Source organism: Paenibacillus mobilis, assembly GCF_058267595.1.
The window spans coordinates 63,334-86,845 of the sequence record NZ_JBZCMS010000013.1; the positions used below are offsets into that span (position 1 = coordinate 63,334).

16 protein-coding genes and 2 pseudogenes are annotated in these 23,512 nt (G+C 53.0%); 15 read left to right on the forward strand and 3 right to left on the reverse strand.

What is annotated here, in order from left to right; translation table 11 throughout:
• Positions 1-9: 9 nt before the first annotated feature.
• From AC3ZPD_RS19830 to AC3ZPD_RS19865, 8 genes are all read left to right on the forward strand, one after another.
• Positions 10-1,593: a helix-turn-helix domain-containing protein gene (locus AC3ZPD_RS19830; RefSeq protein WP_490986008.1), complete on the forward strand. Its 1,584-nt coding sequence runs from the start codon at positions 10-12 to the stop codon at positions 1,591-1,593.
• Between the two features lie 201 nt (positions 1,594-1,794).
• Positions 1,795-2,889: a D-xylose ABC transporter substrate-binding protein gene (gene xylF, locus AC3ZPD_RS19835; protein WP_490986009.1), complete on the forward strand. Its 1,095-nt coding sequence runs from the start codon at positions 1,795-1,797 to the stop codon at positions 2,887-2,889.
• Positions 2,890-3,011: 122 nt separating this feature from the next.
• Positions 3,012-4,523, forward strand: coding sequence for a xylose ABC transporter ATP-binding protein (locus tag AC3ZPD_RS19840; RefSeq protein ID WP_490986010.1), 1,512 nt, complete (start codon positions 3,012-3,014; stop codon positions 4,521-4,523).
• 2 nt (positions 4,524-4,525) lie between these two features.
• Positions 4,526-5,719, forward strand: coding sequence for a sugar ABC transporter permease (locus AC3ZPD_RS19845; RefSeq protein ID WP_490986011.1), 1,194 nt, complete (start codon positions 4,526-4,528; stop codon positions 5,717-5,719).
• 219 nt (positions 5,720-5,938) lie between these two features.
• Positions 5,939-6,814, forward strand: coding sequence for a hypothetical protein (locus AC3ZPD_RS19850; RefSeq protein WP_490986012.1), 876 nt, complete (start codon positions 5,939-5,941; stop codon positions 6,812-6,814).
• Positions 6,815-6,997: 183 nt separating this feature from the next.
• Complete coding sequence (locus tag AC3ZPD_RS19855) at positions 6,998-7,681, forward strand: response regulator transcription factor (protein ID WP_490986013.1); 684 nt, start codon at positions 6,998-7,000, stop codon at positions 7,679-7,681.
• Positions 7,674-9,035: a sensor histidine kinase gene (locus AC3ZPD_RS19860; RefSeq protein ID WP_490986014.1), complete on the forward strand. Its 1,362-nt coding sequence runs from the start codon at positions 7,674-7,676 to the stop codon at positions 9,033-9,035. The genes AC3ZPD_RS19855 and AC3ZPD_RS19860 overlap by 8 nt, the downstream gene beginning before the upstream one ends.
• Before the next feature lie 77 nt (positions 9,036-9,112).
• Positions 9,113-12,169: an efflux RND transporter permease subunit gene (locus AC3ZPD_RS19865; protein ID WP_490986015.1), complete on the forward strand. Its 3,057-nt coding sequence runs from the start codon at positions 9,113-9,115 to the stop codon at positions 12,167-12,169.
• A 247-nt stretch (positions 12,170-12,416) separates the two neighbouring features.
• Here AC3ZPD_RS19865 and AC3ZPD_RS19870 read toward each other — a convergent pair whose 3' ends face one another.
• Positions 12,417-13,316 (reverse strand): polysaccharide deacetylase family protein, encoded by a 900-nt coding sequence (locus AC3ZPD_RS19870; protein WP_490986016.1) that lies wholly within the window; start codon positions 13,314-13,316, stop codon positions 12,417-12,419.
• 143 nt (positions 13,317-13,459) lie between these two features.
• Complete coding sequence (locus tag AC3ZPD_RS19875; RefSeq protein ID WP_490986017.1) at positions 13,460-14,437, reverse strand: SDR family NAD(P)-dependent oxidoreductase; 978 nt, start codon at positions 14,435-14,437, stop codon at positions 13,460-13,462.
• A 115-nt stretch (positions 14,438-14,552) separates the two neighbouring features.
• On the opposite strand from AC3ZPD_RS19875, the gene AC3ZPD_RS19880 reads away from it, so the two are divergent.
• Entirely contained in the window at positions 14,553-15,101 is a 549-nt protein-coding gene (locus AC3ZPD_RS19880) for a TetR/AcrR family transcriptional regulator (RefSeq protein ID WP_490986018.1), read from the forward strand.
• A gap of 143 nt (positions 15,102-15,244) precedes the next feature.
• Here the strand turns inward: AC3ZPD_RS19880 and AC3ZPD_RS19885 are convergent, their stop codons facing one another.
• Positions 15,245-16,123: a LysR family transcriptional regulator gene (locus tag AC3ZPD_RS19885; RefSeq protein WP_490986047.1), complete on the reverse strand. Its 879-nt coding sequence runs from the start codon at positions 16,121-16,123 to the stop codon at positions 15,245-15,247.
• Between the two features lie 196 nt (positions 16,124-16,319).
• Between AC3ZPD_RS19885 and zwf the strand changes: the two genes are divergently transcribed.
• The 6 genes and pseudogenes from zwf (at position 16,320) to AC3ZPD_RS19915 (ending at position 23,432) form a co-directional block, all read left to right on the forward strand.
• A complete protein-coding gene (gene zwf / locus AC3ZPD_RS19890) occupies positions 16,320-17,849 on the forward strand; it encodes a glucose-6-phosphate dehydrogenase (protein WP_490986019.1) in 1,530 nt (509 codons plus the stop codon).
• A gap of 57 nt (positions 17,850-17,906) precedes the next feature.
• Positions 17,907-19,325 (forward strand): NADP-dependent phosphogluconate dehydrogenase, encoded by a 1,419-nt coding sequence (gene gnd, locus AC3ZPD_RS19895; protein ID WP_490986020.1) that lies wholly within the window; start codon positions 17,907-17,909, stop codon positions 19,323-19,325.
• A 167-nt stretch (positions 19,326-19,492) separates the two neighbouring features.
• Positions 19,493-20,235, forward strand: a pseudogene (locus AC3ZPD_RS19900) (SDR family oxidoreductase).
• A gap of 350 nt (positions 20,236-20,585) precedes the next feature.
• A pseudogene (locus tag AC3ZPD_RS19905) lies at positions 20,586-20,633 on the forward strand (hypothetical protein); the annotation flags it as partial.
• 30 nt (positions 20,634-20,663) lie between these two features.
• A complete protein-coding gene (locus AC3ZPD_RS19910; protein WP_490986021.1) occupies positions 20,664-20,957 on the forward strand; it encodes a hypothetical protein in 294 nt (97 codons plus the stop codon).
• A gap of 375 nt (positions 20,958-21,332) precedes the next feature.
• Entirely contained in the window at positions 21,333-23,432 is a 2,100-nt protein-coding gene (locus AC3ZPD_RS19915; protein ID WP_490986022.1) for an acyltransferase family protein, read from the forward strand.
• Positions 23,433-23,512: the final 80 nt, after the last annotated feature.

Here is a 23,512-nt window from a genome sequence, read left to right on the forward strand (position 1 = left end):
GGAATAAGCATGTACAAGCTGCTGGTTGCGGACGATGAAGCGCTGGAAAGGGAGGGCCTTGAGCTCATGATCCGGCACATGATGCCTGACACGTTTACGTTCCTGCATGCCGAAAACGGCCGGCGGGCGATCGAGATTGCCGAAGAGGAACGGCCGGACTTCATTTTTATGGATATCAAAATGCCGGGCATTCAAGGTCTTGAGGCCGTCCGCGAAATTATGTCCAGGTATCCGTCCACCAAAATTGTCATTATTACGGCACATGACTATTTTTCATACGCGAAGGAAGGTCTGGCGCTGGGCGTGCGCGGATACCTGTTGAAGCCGGCGAGTCTGGCGGAAGTCCAGCACACGCTGGCTATGCTGATTGCGGAGTCGGAAGAAGAGAAACGGGCACGGAACGACGAGTTGGCCCTGCGGGAGAAATTGTCCCACCTGATGCCACTGGCCGAAAACGAGCTGTCGCTCATGCTGATGCTGGAATGCGTTCAGGAAGTGGAGCTGGAGCAATTGGCCGGACTGCTGAATCTGCAGTGGGAAAAAGGATACGCGATGGCGCTTTCCTTCTCCCGCCGCTCCAAAAAAGAGCTGGAAACGTTCCAGCTCGTCAAAAAAGAGATTTATGAGGCCGTCAAGCAGATGGCCAAACCGAATTTGTCCTGCCTGGTCAGCCCGGTGGTCGGCTACCAGATGGCGCTTTTCATTCCGTTTCCTCCCGGCAAACCCGGTTATTCGCAGCGCGTCGTTTCCCTGGAATGGGGAGAGAAAATTCGCGGGTTCATCGAGGAGCGGTTTCAGGTCCCGCTCTCCGTCGGCATCGGATCGATCCGCGAAGGATGGGACGGCATGACCCGTTCCTACCGGGAGGCGGTGCGCGTCTGTGCGGATGACAGCGACATCGTCAGCGTCCGGCATTACGACGATATTGCGCAAAGCTCGGGCCAGAAAATCATTTCGCTGGACGACGAGAAGAAGCTGCTGGATGCTTTGCTGCGGCATGACAAGCAGGAAACGACGGAGCGTTTCAGCTTGCTGTTCGAGCGGCTGGCGCAAAGCGAACCCCGGTCGTTTCAGAGACTGCGCGGAGAAGTGTTGGGCCTGCTCCTGTTCTTGAGCCGAGGAGCGCTCTACGGGGATGGCGCCGAGCTGATCTCTTCCCTTGGGGAGGCAGAGGATGCCGAAACGCTTCACAGCGGTGCGCTTGTCTGGCTGAGCAACCTGGTTGACGGCATGAAAGAAGAGAAGGAGCAAAGCCGCTCCAGCGTGCTGCAGCGGGCGCTGCTCTATATCGGCGAGAAATACAAAGAGGATATTTCGATGGAAAGCAGCGCTGAATACGTGAATTTAAGCCCCTATTATTTCAGCAAGCTGTTTAAGCTGCAGACAGGCGAAACTTTTATCGATTATGTGACCCGGCTGCGCATCGATGAAGCGAAGAAGCTGATCGCGGAGCAGAATCTTAGCCTGAAGGAAATTTGCTACGAGGTCGGGTACAACGATCCAAACTATTTCAGCCGTGTTTTTAAAAAGGCGACGGGGATTACTCCAAGCGAATACCGCCAGCAGGCTGGCGCCAAGTCCTTGTTAAGTTAACAAGGACTTTTTTGTGCTGGAGCGCTAAAAAATCCAGTGAAAACCAGTAATGGAATATTCATTTCATTCAGAGCCAAACAATTGAAGGTGGAGAGCAAAGAAGTGCAGGCATTTACCGCCCCCTTATCCTGCTGCCGGTGCTAAGATCTTCAATGTGAAAGCGCAATCAATTCTAAGATTTGGAAAAGGGGCGAAGGAACAGTGAGAAATTTCGGGTCTACTTTACGGTTAAGCTTGGCGTCTATTTTGCTCGCAACCACCCTGGCGGCGTGTGGCGTTGTCTCGGACGGAAACAGTAAAAACTCAGCGAGCAGCGGGAACGGCGGGAATGCGAAAGACGATAAAATCGTCATCGGTTTGTCGCTGGACACTTTGAAAGAGGAACGCTGGCAGAAAGACCGCGACCTTTTTTCGGCAAAAGTCCAGGAGCTGGGCGGAGAAGTCAAGGTGCTAGCCGCTAACGGCGACGACGCGGTGCAAATGAGCCAGGCAGAACAGCTGATCTCCCAAGGCGTAGACGTGCTGGTCGTCGTGGCCCACAACGCCGAAGCTACCGCGCCGATCGTGGAGAAAGCGCACAAGGAAGGCATCAAGGTCATCGCGTATGACCGTCTGATCAACAATGCGGACGTGGACTATTACATCTCCTTCGACAACGTCCGGGTTGGCGAGCTTCAAGCCCAGGCCGTTACCGAGGCCGCACCGAAAGGCAATATCGTCTACATCGGCGGGGCCGACACGGACAACAACGCGCATATGTTCAAAGAAGGCGCGATGAATGTGCTCAAGCCGCTTGCAGATAAAGGCGACATTAAAATCGTCTATGACCAGTTCTCCAAGGACTGGAAGCCGGAAGAAGCGCTGAAAAACATGGAAAATGCGCTTACGGCCAATAAAAACGACATTCAAGGCGTAGTGGCCGCAAACGACGGCACCGCAGGCGGCGTAGTCCAAGCGTTGACCGCACAAGGCATGGACGGCAAAATTCCGGTATCCGGACAAGACGCCGACCTGGCGGGCGTGCAGCGGATCGCCGAAGGCAAACAGCTGATGACCGTTTACAAACCGATCAACCTGATCGCAACAACCGCAGCCGAAATGGCTGTATCCGCGGCAAAAGGCGAAGAGGTGAAAGCGGACAAATCGGTAAACAACGGAAAAATCGATGTTCCTTCCGTGCTGCTGGACCCGATTGCAGTGAACAAAGACAATCTGGATGTGGTTATCAAAGACGGCTTCCACAAGCTGGAAGAGGTTTATAAAAACGTTCCGAAGGACCAATGGCCAAAAGAATAAACTAGCGTAACAACGGTGCGGGCGCGGGTCCTTTGCGATTCCTCCATAAACCTTGACGGTTTTGAGGAGGATGGCGGGTACGCGCCCTGCCGAATTACCGGGCCGGAAGGGGAGCTAAGCCTATGCATGTGTTAGAAATGGTTAACATCACTAAAGAATTTCCCGGCGTTAAAGCTCTTGACCACGTGAACTTCAAAGTGAAGAAAGGCGAAATCCACGCTCTGTGCGGCGAAAACGGAGCCGGCAAATCTACGCTGATGAAGGTGCTTAGCGGACTTTATCCGGCGGGGACCTACAGCGGCGACATCGTCATCGGCGGGGAAAAAAAGCAGTTTCACAATATTACCGACGCCGAAAAAGCCGGGATCGCCATCATCCACCAGGAGCTGGCGCTCGTCAAGGAAATGACGGTCGGCGAAAATATTTTCCTGGGCTCCGAGCCTACTAAACATGGGGTTATCCAATGGGATGAACTCTACCATAACGCTTCAATCTGGCTGAAAAGAGTTGGGCTGAACCTTTCTCCGGATACGAAAATCGGCAGTCTGGGGATCGGACAGCAGCAGCTGGTCGAAATCGCCAAAGCGCTGTCCAAGCATACGAAAATCCTTATTCTGGACGAACCGACGGCCGCGCTTACGGAAAGTGAAGTCGCTATTTTGATGGATATTTTGAACCAGCTCCGCCGTGAAGAGGTGTCCTGCGTGTACATCTCGCATAAAATGCCGGAGGTTTTTGCGTTAGCGGATTCCATTACGGTTCTCCGCGACGGTCACACGGTGAAAACGCTCGACCGGCAGGAAACAAACGACGACCAGGTCGTATCGCTTATGGTTGGAAGGGAACTAACGGAGCGTTACCCAAGGGTAGAGCATACTCCTGCGGAAACGGTGCTGGAAGTGCGGAATTATAACGTGTGGCATCCGGAAAAACGCGGTCAAAAAGTCATCAAGGATGTGAACTTCGAACTTCGCAAAGGCGAAATCCTCGGAATAGCAGGACTTATGGGCGCGGGACGAACCGAGCTTGTCAGCAGTCTGTTCGGGGCCTATCCGGGACGTTCGAGCGGCGAAGTTCGGATTAACGGCAAACCGGCCAAAATCCGTTCGGTGGCGGACGCCATCAAGTCGGGGATTGCGCTGGTCAGCGAGGACCGCAAACGTCAAGGGCTGGTGATGGGTATGGACGTCAAAACCAACACTACGCTGGCGACTATGGGCAAGGTGTCCAAAATGGGCGTTATCAACGTTAATGAGGAAATTAAATGGGGTCTTCAGTACGTGCAGGATTTGAAAACGAAAACCGCATCGCTGGAAACGCTGGTCGGTACGCTTTCCGGGGGGAATCAGCAAAAGGTGGTCATCGGCAAATGGCTGATGTCCGACCCTAAAATCCTGATCATGGATGAACCGACCCGCGGCATCGATGTCGGGGCGAAATACGAAATCTATCATTTGATGAACCGGCTGGTGGCGCAAGGGGTCGCCATTATTATGATTTCTTCCGAGCTGCCCGAGGTGCTTGGCATGAGCGACCGGATTCTGGTGATGAGCGAAGGGGAATTCGTTCGCGAATTCGATTGGCGGGAAGCGACGCAAGAAAATATTATGCAAGCCGCAACGGGAGGGAAATAAACATGATGCTTCAAAAGGATCTTCAAACGCAGCAAAATGTCCCGGCAGCCAAAACGTCGCTCTGGAACAGCCTGTTCGGGAAAATGGACGTGCGCGCTTATACGATGGTCGGGGCGCTGATCCTGATTTGGGCGCTTTTCGGCATTCTGGATCCTACGTTTTTGACTTCACGCAACTTGTCCAACCTGTTTACGCAAATGTCCGTGACTTCCATTTTGGCTATCGGGATGGTGCTCGTCATCGTGGCGGGGCATATCGACCTTTCGGTCGGTTCCATCGTGGGTTTAACGGGCGGGATCGCCGCGATTTTCAGCAACTGGCTGGAGCTGCCGGCGTACCTCGTTATTCTTGCGACATTGGCAGCCGGCCTGGTGCTTGGGCTTGTCCAAGGCTGGCTTGTTGCGTATAAAATGATTCCGGCTTTTATCGTCACCCTGGGCGGCATGCTTGTCTTCCGCGGCATTTTGATGGGGGTCACCAAATCCACGACGATTCCGGTATCGGATTCCTTCATCGAAATGCTGGGCAACGCGTATTTTGCCTCCGGCTTTGGCATCGTTATCGGCTTGATTGCCGTGGCGTTTATTTTATGGTCCACCTTCCGGAAACGCCGTTCTCGGCAAAAATACGGCTTTGAAGTGTCCCCAATTAGCGTCGACATTATCAAAGTTGTCGTATTGTCCCTGCTGGTGATTACGTTCGTGCTGGTGATGAACGCTTATAAAGGAATTCCTTTCCCGATCATTTTTGTGATCGTGCTTGCGGTCATCTTTTTCTTTCTGTCCACCAAAACCACGTTCGGGCGACATATTTATGCTTTGGGCGGCAATCCTGAAGCGGCCCGTTTGTCCGGCATCAATATCCGGTTCAAAACGATGATGATCTTTATGCTCAGCGGCCTGCTGGCCTCCATCGCATCGATCGTCCTGACTTCCCGTCTCGCGTCCGCGACGATTACGGCCGGGAACATGGCCGAAATGGATGCGATCGCCGCTTGCGTAATCGGCGGAACTTCATTGATGGGCGGCGCGGGCACCGTCATCGGCGCGTTGATCGGCGCTTTGGTCATGACTTCGCTGGATAACGGGATGTCCCTGATGGGGATGGAATCGTTCTGGCAGTACGTGGTAAAAGGTTCGATTCTTGTCTTCGCCGTATGGCTCGACATTTCGAACCGCCGCAAGGGTGTGAAATAAAAAGGGCGCAAGGGAAAAGCATTGTAAATTAAAATTCGAAGCTGTTCATTATAGATAAAAAGACGGCATTTGAGGTAAGGCTCCCCTCAAATGCCGTCTTCGTTTATTTAAAGAGGGGTCTTCCAACCTGCAAACGGGATACCGGCAGAAATAAGATTGTATAATTTTTCCACTCTAGGTTAACCTGATATTATTTGTTCAAGGAAGGAACCTAATGGGATGGATCTTTTGTTTTGGAAACATACGAGCTGGTTTATTTTACTTGGTCTGACGACTCTCCTCGAGCTGGCGATGATTTTTAAGAAAGCCGAAGACTGGAAACGGACGTTAGCCTTATATCTGACGTTGAGCGGCATGACTTTCTGCTTCGAGATGATTATTTTATCGTATTTTAAGGCCTATGCATATTTCCCGATGATCTTCCCGGACTCCCCTCCGGACGATAATATCGCTGGGAACTTGTTCTCCCAATTTTCGGTGTCCGCCTCGGCGCTGCTGCTGGCGGTCTTTAACCTGAAGTGGGGCTGGAGCTTGCTTTTTGCTGCGGCTTACGGAGCGATTGAAGAAGGATTTCTCACGCTGGGCGTCTACCGCCAGAACTGGTACCAAACCTGGATGACGGTGGCAGGACTTCTCCTGTTCTTCTGGCTTGCCAAACGGGTCTATGCCGCGGGCAGGATGCACTTAAGGGAATGGATGCGGTGTTTGTTCATCTTTTTAGGTTTAATTACGCTGCATGAACATTTGATCGTCTGGGTGTTTAGGTTAACCGGCGTCCGACTGCTTAATGAGCATGTGCTGCCGGATCCGGAGCGCAGTCTTGTTGTTTTATCCGCAGCTTATATGCTGTTTCTTGGTGTTTCCATCCTTTTCTTATATTTCTCGAACCTGAGCTGGAAAGGAAAACTTTTTGGAATCGCGCTTCTCTATATGGGGCATTGGATAGCGGCGGAGCGGGGGTTGATCCTTTACAAAGAAGGCTGGATATGGATTTGTTCGTCGATCTCCATCTGGGGAATGTTTTTATTTACGTTTCTGCTTGACCAGCTGTACGGCGGCAAACCGGAAAGGGCAGGGCGTAGGCATGGGCAATAGATAGCCTTACAGGTTTGGTTCCGCGGGAACCTTGCGGCATTCACTTTCAAACGGCAGCCATGCCGTTTTTTTGTTTTTTCGGGCTGCTTGCCGCGGCAAGTTCACATTGTGTTCAAATGAGTGGGGTATAATCGGAACAGATAATGGATGAGATACAGGGAAACTGCAGGGGAGGGGATAGTGTTGGCAACCGTTTTGGTCGTGGACGATGAACGACATATACGCGAGCTGGTTCGCTTGTACTTGGAAGATGAAGGGATGGAGGTCATCGAGCAGGCCAATGGGGCTGCGGCATGGGAATATTATAACCAACATCCGGTTGACCTGGTTGTGCTTGACGTTATGATGCCTAAGATGGACGGCTGGGAGCTGTGCCGCAGGCTTCGGGAGTCAGGGGACAAGCCGGTGCTGATGATAACGGCCAAAGGCGAGCCGATGGACCGGATCAGAGGTTTTCAACTCGGGACAGACGATTATTTGGTAAAGCCGTTTGAACCGCTTGAGTTGGTCATGCGCGTGAAGGCGCTGCTCAAACGGTACCGGATCTCGATCTCCGAGACGATCAGGCTTGGGGGAGTTACTCTTGACAAGACGAGTTACCAGATCCGATACAAGGATACCGGGCATAGCGAATCGATTCCTTTGAAGGAATTCGAACTGCTTGCGGCGCTGGCCAGTTATCCGGGGAAACTTCATACCCGGGAGGAGCTGATCCAGCAAATCTGGGGATATGAGTATGAAGGAGATGAACGAACGGTGGATACGCACATTAAACGGCTGAGAGAACGTTTCGGGGCTTATGAGCAGGATTTCAAAATCGTGACCTTACGCGGGCTCGGGTACCGGCTGGAGGTTTACCGTGACTAAATCGCTTTATGTCCGTGTTATCGCAGTGTTTCTTGGAGCGGTTATTCTCAGCTTGATTCCTTCCTTTTTCCTCGCAACCAGCCTATACGGTGATCATATTAAGAACGTCATTGTGCAAAATCTGGTCGACAGCGGCAAAAAGGTCATTCAGTCCTACGAAGCCTCGCCTCCCGACAATCGGGATACCCTGATGAAAGGGTTGACGGCGCTCCCGAGCCTGAGCATCCTGCTATTCGGCCAGGACGGCAGGCTGCTGCACGGCGGCGACCCGCATCTGGCGAATCAGCTGCACCTGGGCTCCGAGCAGCTGCAGTCGGTGCTCGGCGGAAGCATTTACCGCGGAGTGGAGCGTGACCAGCCGATTGCGGTAGGCCTGCCCTTTCAGATTGACGGCGAGCGATATGCGCTGTTCGTTGCGCCCGAGATTCACAACCTGCTGGGCTCCGTCGGCGACTATCTGAAAACCGGATTTCTGCTTGTGCTGCTGTTCGGCAGCCTGCTGATTCTGCTTGCCGCCCGCTACATCGTTCGTCCGCTGCAGCTGTTGACCCGGGCGACCCGCAAAATGGCGAAGGGCGACTTCAGCATCCGGCTGGGCAGCAAGCGCAAGGACGAGATCGGGCAGCTGACGCGCAGCTTCAACCAGATGGCGCATGAGCTGGGAACGCTGGAAGCGATCCGCCGGCAGTTCGTTTCCGACGTTTCCCATGAGATCCAGTCTCCGCTTACGTCGATCAAAGGTTTTACCCATGCTCTTATCCATAAAAAGATGGATGAAACCGCCCGTCTGCGCCTGCTTGGCATCATTGAAGAGGAAAGCAACCGGCTGTCCCGGCTCAGCGAGGATTTGCTCCAATTGGCATCGCTTGAATACGAACATTTGCAGCTAAACCTTGACGCCTTCCGGCTGGACGAGCAGATCCGTCATGTGCTTGTGACCTCTGAGCCTCAATGGGTATCCAAACAGTTGGACATGGAGCTGGAGGCAGAACAGGTGACCTTTAACGGGGACAAAGATCGGTTAAACCAGCTTTGGATCAACCTGATCAGCAATGCAATCAAATTTACGCCGGAGGGCGGCAGTATCCGTATTTCCGTCCAAAGAGATGAACGGAATGTACAGGTAACCATTTCCGACAACGGCCCAGGCATTCCGGAGGAAGAGCTGGAGCAGGTTTTTAAACCGTTCTATAAAGTGGATAAATCCAGGGACCGGTCCGCGGGCGGCAACGGGATTGGCCTTTCTATTGTGAAACGTATTGTTGACCTGCACCGGGGCGATATTCAGGTGGCCAGCCGGCTTGGCGCAGGAACAGTCGTGACGGTCACTCTTCCGCTCATTCCGGAAGAATAGAACTTTTTGTTTCCCGTACACAGTGCGTACAAATTAGCGTGATATGATGCTCTCCAGATAAGAGAGGAGAGATTTTTTTGAATGGGTTAACGAGGATCAGTCTGAAGAACAGCACCGCTGTTGTCATTTTATGCATGCTCGTATTGGGGTATGGCTTGTACTCAGCTACACAGATCAAACAGCAGACGTTTCCGGATCTGGAGCTCCCTGCTTTGTTTGTGCAGGTGACGCAGCCGGGCGCATCGACGGAAGAGATGGAATCGGAAGTGACGAAGCCGGTAGAGGACAGTTTGAAGGGACTGGAAAATTACGATTCGCTCACCAGTACCTCGGCTGAGAACGCGGCCAGCATCATCATTCAATTTCCGTTTGGCTCCAATATGGACAAGTTGTCCAGCGAGGTAGAGGCGGCCGTCGGGAAAACCAAGCTGCCGGAAGGGGCCAGCGTGAACGTACAACGGCTGTCGGTGGGAGCGCAGCCGATTTATCAAGCGGCCATTTTCTCGGACAAAAAAGATGCCCGGGAACTGGCCGATCAGCTCAGCAGCGATATTGTCCCGCAAATTCAGAAGCTGGCCGGCGTCAGCTCCGTGGATTTGAAGGGGACGTCTTCCGAGCAGCTTGATATTATCGTCGACAAAGCTAAAGCCGCACAACGAGGCATCACGCTCGGAGCGGTCCGCAGCTCACTGCAGTCGCTCGACTATGCTCTGCCGCTCGGTACGGTGACTGCGGACGAAACGACCATTCCGATCCGCCTGAGCGGCAAGCTGAGCACGCTGGACCAAATTAAAAATTTGAAGATAGCGGCGGGAGCTCCGGGCGAAGGCGAAGCGGGTATGAGCAGTACCGTATTATCGGACATCGCGGAGATCAAGCCGGTTTCCGTTCAGGAGGAGCAGACCCGGTTCAACGGGGAACCGAGTTACCTGCTGCAGGTCGTGAAAACGCAGGACGCCAATACGGCGGATGTCTCCGACGCGGTCAAATCGCTGCTGGCGGATTACGAAGATCAAGGCGAGTTTAACGTACATGTCGTCTCCGACCAAGGGGAAGAGATCAAGGAATCGGTATCCGGCCTGATCCGGGAAGGATTATTCGGCACGCTGTTTTGCGTGATCACGATTTTTGTTTTCCTGCGCAATATCCGGGCTACTTTGATTTCAATCGTTTCGCTGCCTATTTCGATCTTCGCTACGATCGCTCTATTAAACCAGATGGGTTATACGCTCAATATTATGACGCTGGGCGGAATTGCCGTATCGGTTGGACGTATTGTGGATGATAGCATTGTCGTCATCGAAAACATTTACCGCTGGAAGCAGGAAAAGGGCTCTGCTATGCGGGGCAAGGAACTAGCCTTCAAAGCAACCCGGGAAGTTATCGGACCCGTTGCTTCTTCGACGATTGCGATGGTGGTCGTATTTGCGCCGCTAGCTTTCGTTACCGGCGTCATCGGCGAGTTCTTCCGTCCTTTCTCGCTTGCGGTGGTCATTTCGATTCTGACCTCCCTGTTCGTAGCTACTATGCTTATCCCAATCATGGGCGGCAAGTTCTTCACCCGTGTGAAGCCGCATAAGGAAGGCGGACGGATGACCGGCTTCTTCGAGCGGACGATCCGAGGCGCCCTGAAACGAAAGGGACTGGTGCTAAGCTTGTCCGCGCTTTTGCTCGCCGGTTCGCTCTGTTTGATTCCTTTACTCGGCGTTACGTTCCTGCCTGCGGAGAGTTCGCCGTCTGCTTCCGTCGAGATTACCTTGCCGGCGAAAAGCAAGCTGGACCAAACCGATCAGGTCGGGAGCAAAGTGGAAAGTTATCTGAAGGAGCTGCCGGGCGCCGAAAGCTACGAAATCACCGTCGGCGGCGGCTCCGGCGGACTTATGCTTGGAGGCGCAAGCAGTAATAAAGCGGTAGCGACGGTCCGGTTTGCTAAGGGCACCCATATGGATCAAATGCTGGACCGAATGAACACCGAAATTCCTGCGCTGGCTGCAGCAGAGGTTCCGGGAACATCGATTTCGGTCAAAGCCGCCGAGCAGTCCGGTGCGCCGTCCGGCAACAACGTTGAAATAAGCCTTTACTCCAACCATCCGGACCAATTGGCTGAGGCCGCTAAGCAGGTGGAGGAGCTGATGAAACAAAACGGCGACTTGAAGGATATCACCAACAATATGAATGAGGTGACGCCGAAGTGGGTGGTAACGCTTAATCAGCAGGGAATTGACTTAAACGTCAATCCGTCGATGGTGATGCAGCTGGTGGGCGAACAGCTGCGGCCTGTTGACGCCGGAGCTTATACGATTGACAGCGAGAATCGGGAAATCACCTTGTCCTACCAGCAGCAAATTACTTCGAAAGCCGAGCTCGAGAGCATTCCGGTTCCGACAGCCGGCGGGGTGAAGAAGCTGGGCGATATCGCCGAAGTGTCCGAGCAGAATGCTTTTATTCAGGTCAATCATGACGATGGCAATATGTATGCTGAAGTCAGCGGCACAATTAAGGATGATAAAGCGGTACAGGCAGTAACCAAAAAGGTCGAAGAGGACGTCAACAGCCTGACGCTGCCAAGCGGCGTGGAATTGAAGTTTGGCGGAGGTCTTCAGATGATCGGGGATGGCTTCACCAGCATCGGCATTGCGATGGCTGCGGCCGTTGGGCTTGTGTTCTTCGTCATGACAGCAACGTTTGGCGGAATCGTAACACCGCTCATCATCTTGTGTTCCCTGATCTTCATCCCTGTCGGTTCCTTGAGCGCTCTTCTGATTTCAGGGCAATCCTTGTCCATGAGCGCGATGATCGGGATGCTGATGCTGGTCGGCATTGTGGTAACCAATGCGGTCGTATTGCTCGACAGGGTTGAGAATAACCGGAAGGCTGGCTTGCCGATAACGGAAGCGATCGTTGAAGCTTCCAAAACGCGGCTGCGTCCGATTTTGATGACGGCGTTTGCCACGATGCTGGCCCTGCTCCCGCTGGCGCTCTCCGGCTCGACAACCAGCCTGATTTCCGGCGGACTGGCGATTACGGTCATCGGCGGTTTGTTCACTTCCACGCTGTTGACGCTTATCGTCGTGCCTGTTATCTATGAGCTGGCCTGGCGCAAGCGCAAGGTCCACGAAATCGAGACGTTTTAAGGCAGCAGAAAATTTCCGAAGAAATGATAAAAAAGGCTGCCCGAATCTTTAATTGAAGACTTGGGCCTATGCAGCCGAAAAAAAGCCAGTTCCCGCTCGGGAACTGGCTTTTTTAGTCATTTCGCTATTCGTGTTTTTATTCGATGCTTAGGTTTCGTTGTCCTTAAACCTGCTTTATGCCGCCATTACGAAAGAGGGGCAGCACCTTTTGTACGGCAAACAAGATCAGCGGGTGTCCAGCAGCAGCCTAAACCCGATTTCGCTGGGCCGCACGCAGGTCGGACCATCTGATGACCCGGATTCCTTCGCGGCCGATTTTATCCCACGTTTCCGGGTCTGTCAGCAGCCCCATTTCGATACCTCGCCAGCGCCAATGGGGCGTAATGGCCTTCAGTTCATCATTTACGGCGGAAGGATGCATGATCAGCTCGGAAATGCCGGAAGGCATTTTTTCAAAAGCCGCGAACAGTCTGCTTTTGGCTTCCGAATAGGAGGCCGTCTCCGGCGAGTAAGGCCAATCGAGGAAGTAATCAGGCATCAAAACGCTGTTATTATCGGCAAATTGGATGCTGGCCGCAGCCAGCTCGGCTAAAGCGGGATCTGCAAGCGACGCGGCCGCAAACCTGGGCAAACGGAGCGGGAGCGCGTATTTCGCCGCGGCCTCTATCAGAATTTGGATAAAATTCCGTCCGTCCGCAAGCCCGAACAGACTTCCCATATGGTTATCCAAATGGGTAGGATCGATGCCCCATGCCATAGCTTTTTCGATCTGGGCATTAATCTCGGCCTGCACTTCATCCGGCTCCGCTTGTTCCTCAAAGGTTTTGCAGTCAGCGGGGAAATATCCGTCTTTGGTGCGTAAGGAGGCGGATTTGGATGGATCGATAACCGGCCCCCACTTGTAGGTTTCCCACTCGCTGGTCAGGGTTAAATGAACGCCTGCATCGATATGGGGGAACTGCCTTCCATGCCTGGAGGCGTCAAACGCCCACGGGCAGTTCACCATGAGGCTGGTCGAAACCGGCATGCCGCTGCGTACCAGACTTAGAATTCCGGCGTTGGTCGCCTGGCACATTCCGAAATCGTCCGCATTGATCAAAAGCAGACGTTCATGGGAAGAATAACCTAACAGCTCAGAAGTTTTCATGTGGAACCGTCCCTTCGGCTTAATCGTCTTGTCTATTTCCTGCTTTTATTATACTTATTGATCTTGTCTGCGTCGCATACCTTTGTTCACGAGTTTATGAAGGGACGGTTCTTTCGAAAATGTAAAAAATCCGAAGGGGGCAATCAGCTAAACGTTCCTTCAGGAAGGTGAAGGAGCTCCTCGCTGATGCTCCGCAGCTTCCGGGCCGCCGCCGGGTCCACGGCCCACGGGCGGACACCCTTCTGCAGCGGACTTTCATCCGGCAGCAGCTCCGCAATGTCGCAGTCCTCGCAATAGACGCCGCCTTTGCCGTCCAGCAGCGGGCTGACCGCACACCAGACGGTTGTGGCCGCACCTTGCTGGGGCGTTTTAAATCCTCCGGAAGACGAATAAGTGCCGTCTTCATTCCGTTTGGCGCCAGCCGCGGCCAGCTCCTCATCGCTCATATAGCGGGCAAGACCGCTCAAAATAGCGCCGGGATGAAGCGAGAAAGCGCGGATGCCATGCGCCTGGCCAAGTCTGTCCAGCTCGACGGCGAAGAGCGAGCAGGCCGTTTTTGACGCCCCGTAGGAAACGGCTTTATCGTAAGGCTTCTTGTTGAAATGAAGATCCTCCAGATCGAGCGGACCGGTGAGATGACCGATCGAAGAAAGCGCAATGACGCGGGCATTGCCCGAGCGTTTAAGCGAATCCCAGAGACGAGCCGTCAGCTGGAAATGGCCCAGATAATTGATGGCAAAATGGGAATCAAAGCCTCGCTCGTCCCGGATTGCCGGAGGAAAAGCTACCCCTGCGTTGAGAATCAGTAGATCAAGGGAACGATTCGACTGCTGAAATACAGCCGCAAATTCATCGATAGAGGAGGGATCGGCAAGATCGAGACGGACGACTTCTACCTGGTTCAGCGGAGCAAGGGTTTCCTGTGCTTTCTTAATATCACGAGCCCCGACAATGACGGTGGCTCCGGCCGATGCAAGCGCGCGAGTCGTTTCCAGTCCAATCCCGCCGTGACCTCCTGTGACAATAGCTACCTTGCCGCGGAGATTCTGTCCCTCGATCACTTCCTGGGCGGTCGTTTCAGGCCCAAAACCGGTTTGCAGGGGTTTCTGTTCAGTTTTCATTGTTTTATGTCTCCTTTTTGGAATGGATTATACAATTAGACGATATTAGTTCATTTGTCTATATGTCTATCATATACAAGTGGACATTTTTTGTAAAGTGTACAATAATGGAGGTATGGATGATAACAAGAAACGGAATATTGTTGGAACTGCATTAGAGGTATTTTTCAAATACGGGTACAAACGGGTATCCATGAACGATATAGCGGAAGCTGCCGGCATTTCCCGTGCGGGGCTTTATTTGTATTTTAAGAGAAAGGAAGACATTTTTAACGCGGCTATTGTTTATCATGGAGACATTCTTATCGAGGAAATCGAGAAAGGGCTGCCGCCTCTGGAAACGGCAGAGGATAAAATGATGTTTGCTTTTGAGGTGTGGTCGGTCCGAAACTTCGACGCCTCGCTGCATTCCGAGGAATATAAGGAAATAACGGACAGTTCCTACCAATTTGCGAGAGAAGCGCTGGACGAGAGTTATCATAAATTGGCCGTTCTGCTGGCCGGCCAGCTCGAAGAGCGATGGACGGAGCCGGGCATTCCGCCGCTGCGGGCGGCCCATTTGATGACAGGGGCATTACGCGGATTTAAAACGGTGGCGAGAAGCTCGGACGAGCTTCGTCAGATGCTGCGGGATCTGCTTCGGATCGTTTCACCCTCCCGTTAGGGAGACCTTTCTTCACTTGTCTTCGAGACCATTAAAAAACACCTTCGGGAAAGGACGCCATGCGGCAAGCGGTGGCGGTCTGCCTGAAGGTGTTTTTTGGCATGGAACTCGGTAATTTTTACTACTGCTGCACTTCGCATCGGTTAAGAGATCAATTCGATAAACCGGGAAGCGGCATTGGAGAGCGGCAGGCTTTGCTTGATCATGATCCCGACCTGGGAAGGAGGCATCTCCACGTCAAGCTTGACTTCAAACAAGGAACCTTCGGCAAGCTCTTTAGCGATAAATTCCCGGGTGACATAAGAGATGCCCAGCCCCCTGCGCGCAAATTCAATAAGCAAATCGACGCTGCCGACCTCGATCTCCGGCCTGATGCTGTAGCCGTACCGCTCGAACAGTTCCGTAATGGCCATGCGGACCCGGCTGTTCCGGGAAAATAAAATGATCGGATGCTGCAGCAGCTCATCAATGCTCAATTTTTTACCCTTCAGCTCCGCGTATTGCTCCCCGGCTACAAAACAGTCGTTAAGCTCAAAGCTTTCCTTCACTTCCAGCTGCGGATCCACAATAGGCATCCGCACGACGCCGAAATCGATTTTGCCTTCTTTCAGCACGGAAATGATTTCAGGCGTGGTTCCGTGATTCAAATGCAGTCTGACGTTGGGATACATGCGGTGGAATTTTTCCAGATAAGGCAGCAGGTAATGCTTAAACAAGGAATCGCTGCCGCCGATCCGCAGTTCTCCGCTCTCCAGGTTTTTCAGGGCGGCCATTTTCTCTTCCGCCAGCGAAATAAGGATCTGGGACTGCTCGATATATGAGTACAGCATGGCGCCTTCCTGCGTCAGGACCACCCCTTTGGCGTTCCGGTGAAACAGGGAGATGCCGAAGCTGTCCTCCAGCTGTTTAATGGCATGGCTGACGCTTGGCTGGGTCAGAAACAGCGCTTTTGCAGCCTGTGTCAAACTGCCCGTCTTGGCGGCCCAATAAAAAACCTTGTACAACTCATAGTTATTGGTCATAGACACGATCTATATCTCCTGTGAAATATATTAATTACTTATATGGCATCTAAAAGTATTATAGTGGAGCTACAAACAAGAAACCAGAGCCGCATGGAGGAATCCGGTCTGACGAACTCCAAGCTCATCATTCAATATACCGTCATCATGGAGAGTGTCAAGCCAGCTCTGCTTGGAACTTGAAAGGAGAAGGAACATGGAGCCTGTAACCATCGTTTTATTTGGGGCCACCGGCGATTTGGCCAAAAGAAAAATTTATCCCGCTTTGTATAATTTATATTTGGATCATAAGCTGCCGCGTTCTTTTTCCCTGGTAGGCCTCGGAAGAAGAGAGCTGAACGATCTGTCGTTCCGGAAAAATGTCGAGCAATCCCTGCGCGAATTCTCCAGACGCGACGTAAAGGACAACGACGGCCTGCAGTCTTTTTTGCGGTCGTTCCGATACAGCGTTTTGAACATAGACCGTACGGAAGATTATGCAAAGCTGCTGTCTGTGGTTGAAGAACGGGAGCAGGCGTTAAACGCGGCGCCAAACCGGTTGTTCTACCTGTCGGTGGGTCCGGAGTTTTTCCAGACCATCGCAGCCAACATTCATCAGAGCGGCCTTGGCTCCGCTGCCGGCTGGAAACGGCTGGTGATCGAAAAACCTTTCGGCCACGACCTGCAGTCGGCCAGAGAGCTGAACGAATATCTAAGCCGCTTTTTCACGGAAGAGGAAATCTACCGAATCGATCATTACCTGGGCAAACCGATGGTGCAGGGCCTTGAAACGCTCTGGCAGTCCAATCCGGCCATCCAGGGGTTACTGAAGAAACAATACATTTCGAATGTGCAGATTACGGCCAGCGAAACCGTCGGCGTTGAGGAAAGAGCGGGGTATTACGACCACGTAGGCGCCTTGAGGGATATGTTCCAGAACCATTTGCTGCAGCTGATGATGATGACCGCTACCCAACTGGCCGGAAAAAGCACGCCTGATCAGGTCAGCTTGAAGAAAAAGCTGGTCATGGAAGCTCTCGAGCCGCTTCGCAAGCAGGACGTCAGCGACAACGTAGTCAGGGGGCAATACGCTGCCGGAAGCCTTCAAGGCCTCCCGGTTCCAGGCTATAAAGCCGAACCGAATATTCCGGCCGGTTCAACCAATGAAACCTTTGTGGCCGTGCGGCTTTTGATCAATGATTTCTTCTGGCGCGGCGTTCCTTTCTATATTCGCACAGGCAAACGGATGAAAGAGAAAGCGACCCGGATCGTTATCGAGTTTAAGGAACCACTGGCCCAGCCTGCAAGCGAACGCAATGACAAAGCCGCAGCCAACCTGCTGATTCTCGAGCTGGGACCCAAAGAGCGCATCACCCTGCAGCTCAATATGATGGACCTTGCGCACAAAGGGGAAATCCAGCCGGTGCAGGTAGAGCTTCAGCCAAGCCAAACCGGTCTTCCGGAAGCTTACGAAAATCTGATCCACGACGCGATGAACGGGGATTCCACCTATTTTGCGCATTGGGAAGAGGTGGAGCTGTCCTGGAAATGGGTGCAGCCTGTCCTGGAGGCTTTCGAGGAAAACCTGATTCCGCTGCATACGTATGCAGCCGGTTCCTACGGCCCGCTGATGGCCGACGAGCTGTTGGCTGAAGACGGCAACCACTGGTGGCTGGACGAAGAACCCGAGCAGCTGCCAAAGAACGTTAAGGAAGAGCGGGAATACGCGCAAAGCGTAAACCAATAAAGAGCAGTTCAGCAACAGGATAATCAATAAAGAGATCAAAATTGGAGGATAGGAAAAGTGAGCAAACAACAAATTGGCGTGGCCGGCTTGGCCGTTATGGGCAAAAATTTGGCCCTGAACATTGAAAGCAAAGGATTTTCTGTAGCGTTATTTAACCGTTCCCCTGAGAAAACCAAAGAACTGCTGGCCGAAGCGCCCGGCAAAAATTTCGTGGGCACCTACAGCATCGAAGAATTTGTGCAGTCCCTGGAGACTCCCCGCAAAATCCTGATCATGGTCAAGGCGGGAGCGCCGACGGATGATACCATCAATCAGCTGGTTCCATTTTTGAGCAAAGGCGACATTTTGATTGACGGGGGCAATGCCCATTTTCCGGATACGCAGCGCAGAAACCAAGAGCTGGAAGCCAAGGGCATCCGTTTCATCGGGGCCGGCGTATCCGGCGGTGAAGAAGGCGCGCTTAAAGGCCCTGCGATCATGCCGGGCGGGCAGCGTGACGCCTATGAGCTGGTGGAGCCGATCCTGACGGCTATCTCCGCTAAAGTCAACGGCGATCCTTGTTCGACTTATATCGGGGAAGGCGGTGCCGGACATTATGTGAAAATGGTGCATAACGGCATCGAATACGGCGACATGCAGCTGATCGGCGAAGCCTACCATCTCTTGAGGGATGTGCTGAACGTCAGCATGGACGAACTGCATCATATTTTCAGCGAATGGAACAACGGCGAACTGGACAGCTATCTCATTGAGATTACGGCTGATATTTTCTCGAAAAAAGACCCGGCCACCGGCAAACCGATGGTTGACGTGATCCTGGATTCCGCCGGCCAAAAAGGAACCGGCAAATGGACCAGCGAAAGCGCCTTGGATCTCGGCGTTCCGCTCTCCATTATTACGGAGTCCGTTTTCTCCCGGTTTATCTCGGTGATGAAAGAGGAACGCGTCGCGGCCAGCAAAAAGCTGAACGGACCGGCAGAGCAGGCCTATGAAGGAGACCGCGCCGAGTTTATCGAAGCCGTGCGCCAGGCGCTTTATGCGAGCAAAATCGCATCTTACGCGCAAGGTTTCGCCCAAATGAAAGCTGCCTCCGAGCATTTCGGCTGGCATTTGAATTATGGCAATATCGCGATGATTTTCCGCGGCGGCTGCATCATCCGCGCCCGCTTCCTGCAAAACATCAAAGACGCCTACGACCGCGACCCGGCGCTGAACAACCTGTTCCTGGACGAATATTTTGGCGGCGTGATCGAGAAATACCAGGGCGCATGGCGCAAAGTGATAGCGACTGCGGTAACCCGGGGCATTCCGGTTCCGGCTTTCTCGTCGGCTTTGGCTTACTTTGACAGCTACCGGACGGAAAAGCTGCCGGCCAACCTGCTGCAGGCGCAGCGTGATTATTTCGGCGCCCACACGTTTGAACGGGTGGACCAGCCGGGCAGCTTCCATTTTCAATGGATGCAAAATAACGAATAATCCTTCCTGATCATGGAAGGAATCGAGCTCCCGAGCGGCCTTTTGCCGCTTTGGGAGTTTTCTTTTTTTTGCAGATCAAAAATTAAATATGACAAGCTGTTGTCCTATTAAGGGTGTTACTTTAACTGCGCAAGATAAATCAGGAGCAGGGAGAGGTTAGGATTACGATGGAAAAGGTGCAGAACAAAGTGGTCATCATCACGGGAGCTTCAAGCGGCATAGGAAAAGCAACCGCCATAAGGCTGGCCCGTCACGGAGCCAAGGGGTGCTGGGGGCCAGACGCGAGGAACGTCTGGAGGAGCTGGCGGAGGAAATTCGGCGCGGCGGCGGAACGGCCGTTTATCAGAAAGTTAACGTTGCTTCAGCAGAAGACCTGCATAAACTTGCGCAGCTAGCGATAAGCAGCTTCGGACGTGTGGACGTCCTGGTCAACAATGCGGGAATCATGCCGCTGTCACCGCTGAGCGGCCTTAGAGTGGACGAATGGGACCATATGATCGACGTAAACCTGAAAGGCGTATTGTACGGTATTGCCGCTGTGCTGCCAATCATGAGGGAACAAAAGTCCGGTCATATCGTAAACCTGTCTTCCGTTTCCGGCTACCGGGTGGACCCGACAGCTGCCGTGTACTGCGGCACCAAATTTGCGGTCAGAGCGATTACTGTAGGGCTGCGTCAGGAGGAATCCCCGGCCTCCGGCCTCCGCACGACGGTTATCTCCCTCGGACTCATAGCTACAGAATTAAACGATTCCATTACGAGCGAGGAAGTAAAAGGCTGGGTGGACCAAATGAGCCATGTCGCGATTTCGCCGGACAGCATAGCCAGAGTGATTGTTTTTGCCATCAACGAACCGGAAGAGACCAGCATCAATGAAATGATCGTCAGACCTACGGTTCAGCCGACCTAACGAAAAGATGAGGATAGCGGCCGGGTTCCGCCACGAGACGGGTTCGAGGGCATCCGGCAGGCCGGGAGAGCTGGGGAGGCTGCATGGACGGTCACCGCAGGTGAACTGGCCAAACGTTTTTAAGTATCGACGAGAACGATATACCGGGATATTGACCTTTTAAGCGCCGCCGGGATTCCCGTATACAGTAGTAAAGGAAAAGGCGGGGGCATTTCCCTGCTGGAGGGCTATTCTTTTAACGCTTCGCTGCTGTCCGCCGAAGAACAAAACGAAATTCTGATGGGGCTGCAAACCTTAAAGCTTGCGCCTTTGTCCGAAACCGGGAGTCTGCTGGACAAGCTGTCCAGCTTATTTTTAAAGCAAATGCCTGGTATTTATCCAGCTATTGCTTAACATCCGAAGGCGACCGCCTGTTTAAGATCAGCCGCATGCGGGACATCGAGGTTAAGGAGCAAGCCTTTGAGCCGAGACCTCCGGTCCCGGTGATCGACCAGGCGGAAGAGCAAATCGGAAGCGAGATGATTCCCGCAACCCTGCGGGTTTCAGCGCGCGGCGCTTACCGGGTATACGACGAATTTCCCGATGAGGCCATCACCGTCAACAAAGACGGTTCTTATACGATCCATACCCTTTTTCCATTTAACGAATGGCTGGATGAGCTGAAGAGGAGATGGGTACTGAAATTGTGGATTACACGGCCGAGGATGGCGTCGTTGACATGAAGGTCCTGTTCAGAGGGGATTTCGCAGGAAAGGAAATCGGTGGCCTTTACCGTTTTGAGCTTACGGAGGGAAAGATCAGCAGGCTTACGGCTGATTTGGAATAGAGAAACGAACAAGCCGGCGTGAGCCGGCTTGTTTTAATTTTAAATTTTAAGCATATCATTCGCCGTGGAAGAATTAACATAAATATGACAGTTTCTTCAAAGTCGAAATCGGTAGCCCTTTATCTTTGTCCTTCTTAATAAAAATCTTGTCATTCCTTTTTAACTTTATTGAAATCGATGGAGCTGGAAGCTTTTATATAATGAATTCACAGCATATTTTACATACAGGATATCGGGCTAACGGTATGAAGTGGAGAAAGGATCGAGGGCATTGAAAAGGACAGAAGAGTTAAAAGCGCAGGATGGAGGCTCCGATCGTTTCGTACCGCAGCCTCGGCGGTATATGGCAGGACTTGACGGACTAAGGGCACTGGCTGTTTTGGCCGTCATTTTTTATCATCTTCGGCAAGAGTGGCTTCCCGGGGGATTTCTTGGGGTGGCGGTATTTTTCACCTTGTCGGGTTATTTGATTACGGATATTCTGGCGAACGGCCGCTTTGCAGACAGTGTTGGCGGTGGCGACCGTGGTCATGGCAGCTTCCCTTTACAATTAAAAGAATTTTGGATACGCCGTGGGAGGCGGCTTTTGCCAGGGCTGCTGACGGTCATGTCAGCCGTTGCGATTGCGTCCTGGTTCGGAGGGATGTCCGAAGGATCCACGCTTCGCGGCGATGTGCCTGCGGCTCTTTTCTACATAAGCAACTGGTGGTTTATTTTTCACAAGGTTTCCTATTTCGAGTCCTTTGGCCCGCCTTCTCCGCTAGGGCATTTATGGTCGCTGGCGGTGGAAGAGCAGTTTTATCTTTTATGGCCGTTTCTGCTGGCGGCGGGATTCAAGTGGGTTCGCAAACGGATTTGGCTTGCCGGTTGGACAGTGGGGCTGGCAGCCGGCTCGGCCCTGCTGATGGCTCTGCTGTACATGCCGGGAATCGATCCAAGCCGCGTTTATTACGGGACGGATACCCGTGGTTTTGCCCTGCTGATGGGTGCCGCGCTGGCGCTGGTCTGGCCCAGCGGAAAACTGAAGAAGAAGGTATCCAGGCTGGCCGGCATGCTGCTGGACTCCGCCGGAATGATAAGCCTGGTGCTGCTCGCTTACTGGACTTATAACCTGGATGAATACGATAGCTTTTTATACAGAGGCGGTTTGTTCGGCATCGCGTTTGTAACCGCTGTTTTAATTGCCGTTTTGGCCCATCCGGGAAGCCGGATTGCGGCCTGGTTTTCCGCCAGACCTCTGGTATGGGCGGGAAAACGGGCTTATGGCTTATATCTCTGGCATTATCCGGTCATTACGATGACAACTCCGCAGGCGGATACCGGCGGAAGCCATGGGCTTAGAATGGTTTTACAGCTGCTGGCGACCTGTTTGCTGGCTGCTGCGTCTTACCGTTTTATTGAGAACCCGATCCGCAAATACGGGTTCCGGGGCTGGCTGGCAGCCATGTCCGCCGTTTTTTCGCCTTCCGGGAAAGGGAAGCGGGTGCCGGCTGCCTCAGCTGCCATCATTGGCTTAGGGATTCTCTTCAGCTTCGTTCATCTGTACGTACCCTCCTTCACTTTCGGTTTAACAGGAACAGGAGCAGCGGAAGAGGCTGGTTCTTCAACCGGGGTAATGCCCGTTTTCCAGAATCAGTCCGGAGCATCAGGCGGCCATCAGGGGGATGGAGCTGGTCAACCCGGGCAGCAGAGTGCAGGGAGCAAGGGAGCCGCTCAGCAGGGGGAACCTGGGATACCGCCGTCAAATGCACCCGGGCAGCAGTCTGCCGGGGCCACCGGGCATCAGCATTCGGGTGTCCCCGGCCAGCCGCACGGAGGCGCTTCCGGCCAGCCGGTTCCTTCGCCGCCCCCGAAGCAGACGGGTGATCCGGCAGAACCTCCGAAGGGGAAACCCTCCGGCACGGGCAAAAACATGACAGCCATCGGGGATTCCGTGATGCTGGATATCCATGACGATTTGCAGGAGGTTTATCCCGATGCCGTCATTGACGGGAAAATCGGCCGTCAGATGGGGGATGCCCCGGCCGTTTTGCAGGAGCTGAAGCAGGAAGGAAAATTACGAGATACGGTAATTATAGAACTCGGCACCAACGGGGCTTTTTCTCAAAAACAAATGCAGAAGGTTCTTGCGGAGCTGAAGGACGCCAAACGTATTTATCTGGTCAATACGCGCGTGCCGAGACCCTGGGAGTCCGACGTCAACCAATCGCTCGAAAAAATCGCGGATGCAGATGACCGGATTCAACTTGTGGACTGGTATCAGGCCAGCGAAGGCCAAACCTCTTATTTTGAAAAAGACGGCGTCCATCTTAAGCCCAACGGGGCTGCTGCTTATACCTCCCTATTATGCCAGGCGCTTTCCGCAAAATAAATTTGGTATGAGAGGAATAATTTACAAAGTTTGATAGGGATGCGATAATAAGGTGCTTATTGAACTTAGGAGGGATAGCA

Bases quoted from the DNA above. Each gene is read 5' to 3' on its own strand.
- AC3ZPD_RS19830 (WP_490986008.1), top strand. From the start codon at position 10: ATGTACAAGCTGCTGGTTGCGGACGATGAAGCGCTGGAAAGGGAGGGC.
- AC3ZPD_RS19840 (WP_490986010.1), top strand. From the start codon at position 3,012: ATGCATGTGTTAGAAATGGTTAACATCACTAAAGAATTTCCCGGCGTT.
- AC3ZPD_RS19845 (WP_490986011.1), top strand. From the start codon at position 4,526: ATGATGCTTCAAAAGGATCTTCAAACGCAGCAAAATGTCCCGGCAGCC.
- AC3ZPD_RS19850 (WP_490986012.1), top strand. From the start codon at position 5,939: ATGGATCTTTTGTTTTGGAAACATACGAGCTGGTTTATTTTACTTGGT.
- AC3ZPD_RS19870 (WP_490986016.1), bottom strand. From the start codon at position 13,316: ATGAAAACTTCTGAGCTGTTAGGTTATTCTTCCCATGAACGTCTGCTT.
- AC3ZPD_RS19875 (WP_490986017.1), bottom strand. From the start codon at position 14,437: ATGAAAACTGAACAGAAACCCCTGCAAACCGGTTTTGGGCCTGAAACG.
- AC3ZPD_RS19880 (WP_490986018.1), top strand. From the start codon at position 14,553: ATGGATGATAACAAGAAACGGAATATTGTTGGAACTGCATTAGAGGTA.
- AC3ZPD_RS19885 (WP_490986047.1), bottom strand. From the start codon at position 16,123: ATGACCAATAACTATGAGTTGTACAAGGTTTTTTATTGGGCCGCCAAG.
- zwf (WP_490986019.1), top strand. From the start codon at position 16,320: ATGGAGCCTGTAACCATCGTTTTATTTGGGGCCACCGGCGATTTGGCC.
- AC3ZPD_RS19910 (WP_490986021.1), top strand. From the start codon at position 20,664: ATGCGGGACATCGAGGTTAAGGAGCAAGCCTTTGAGCCGAGACCTCCG.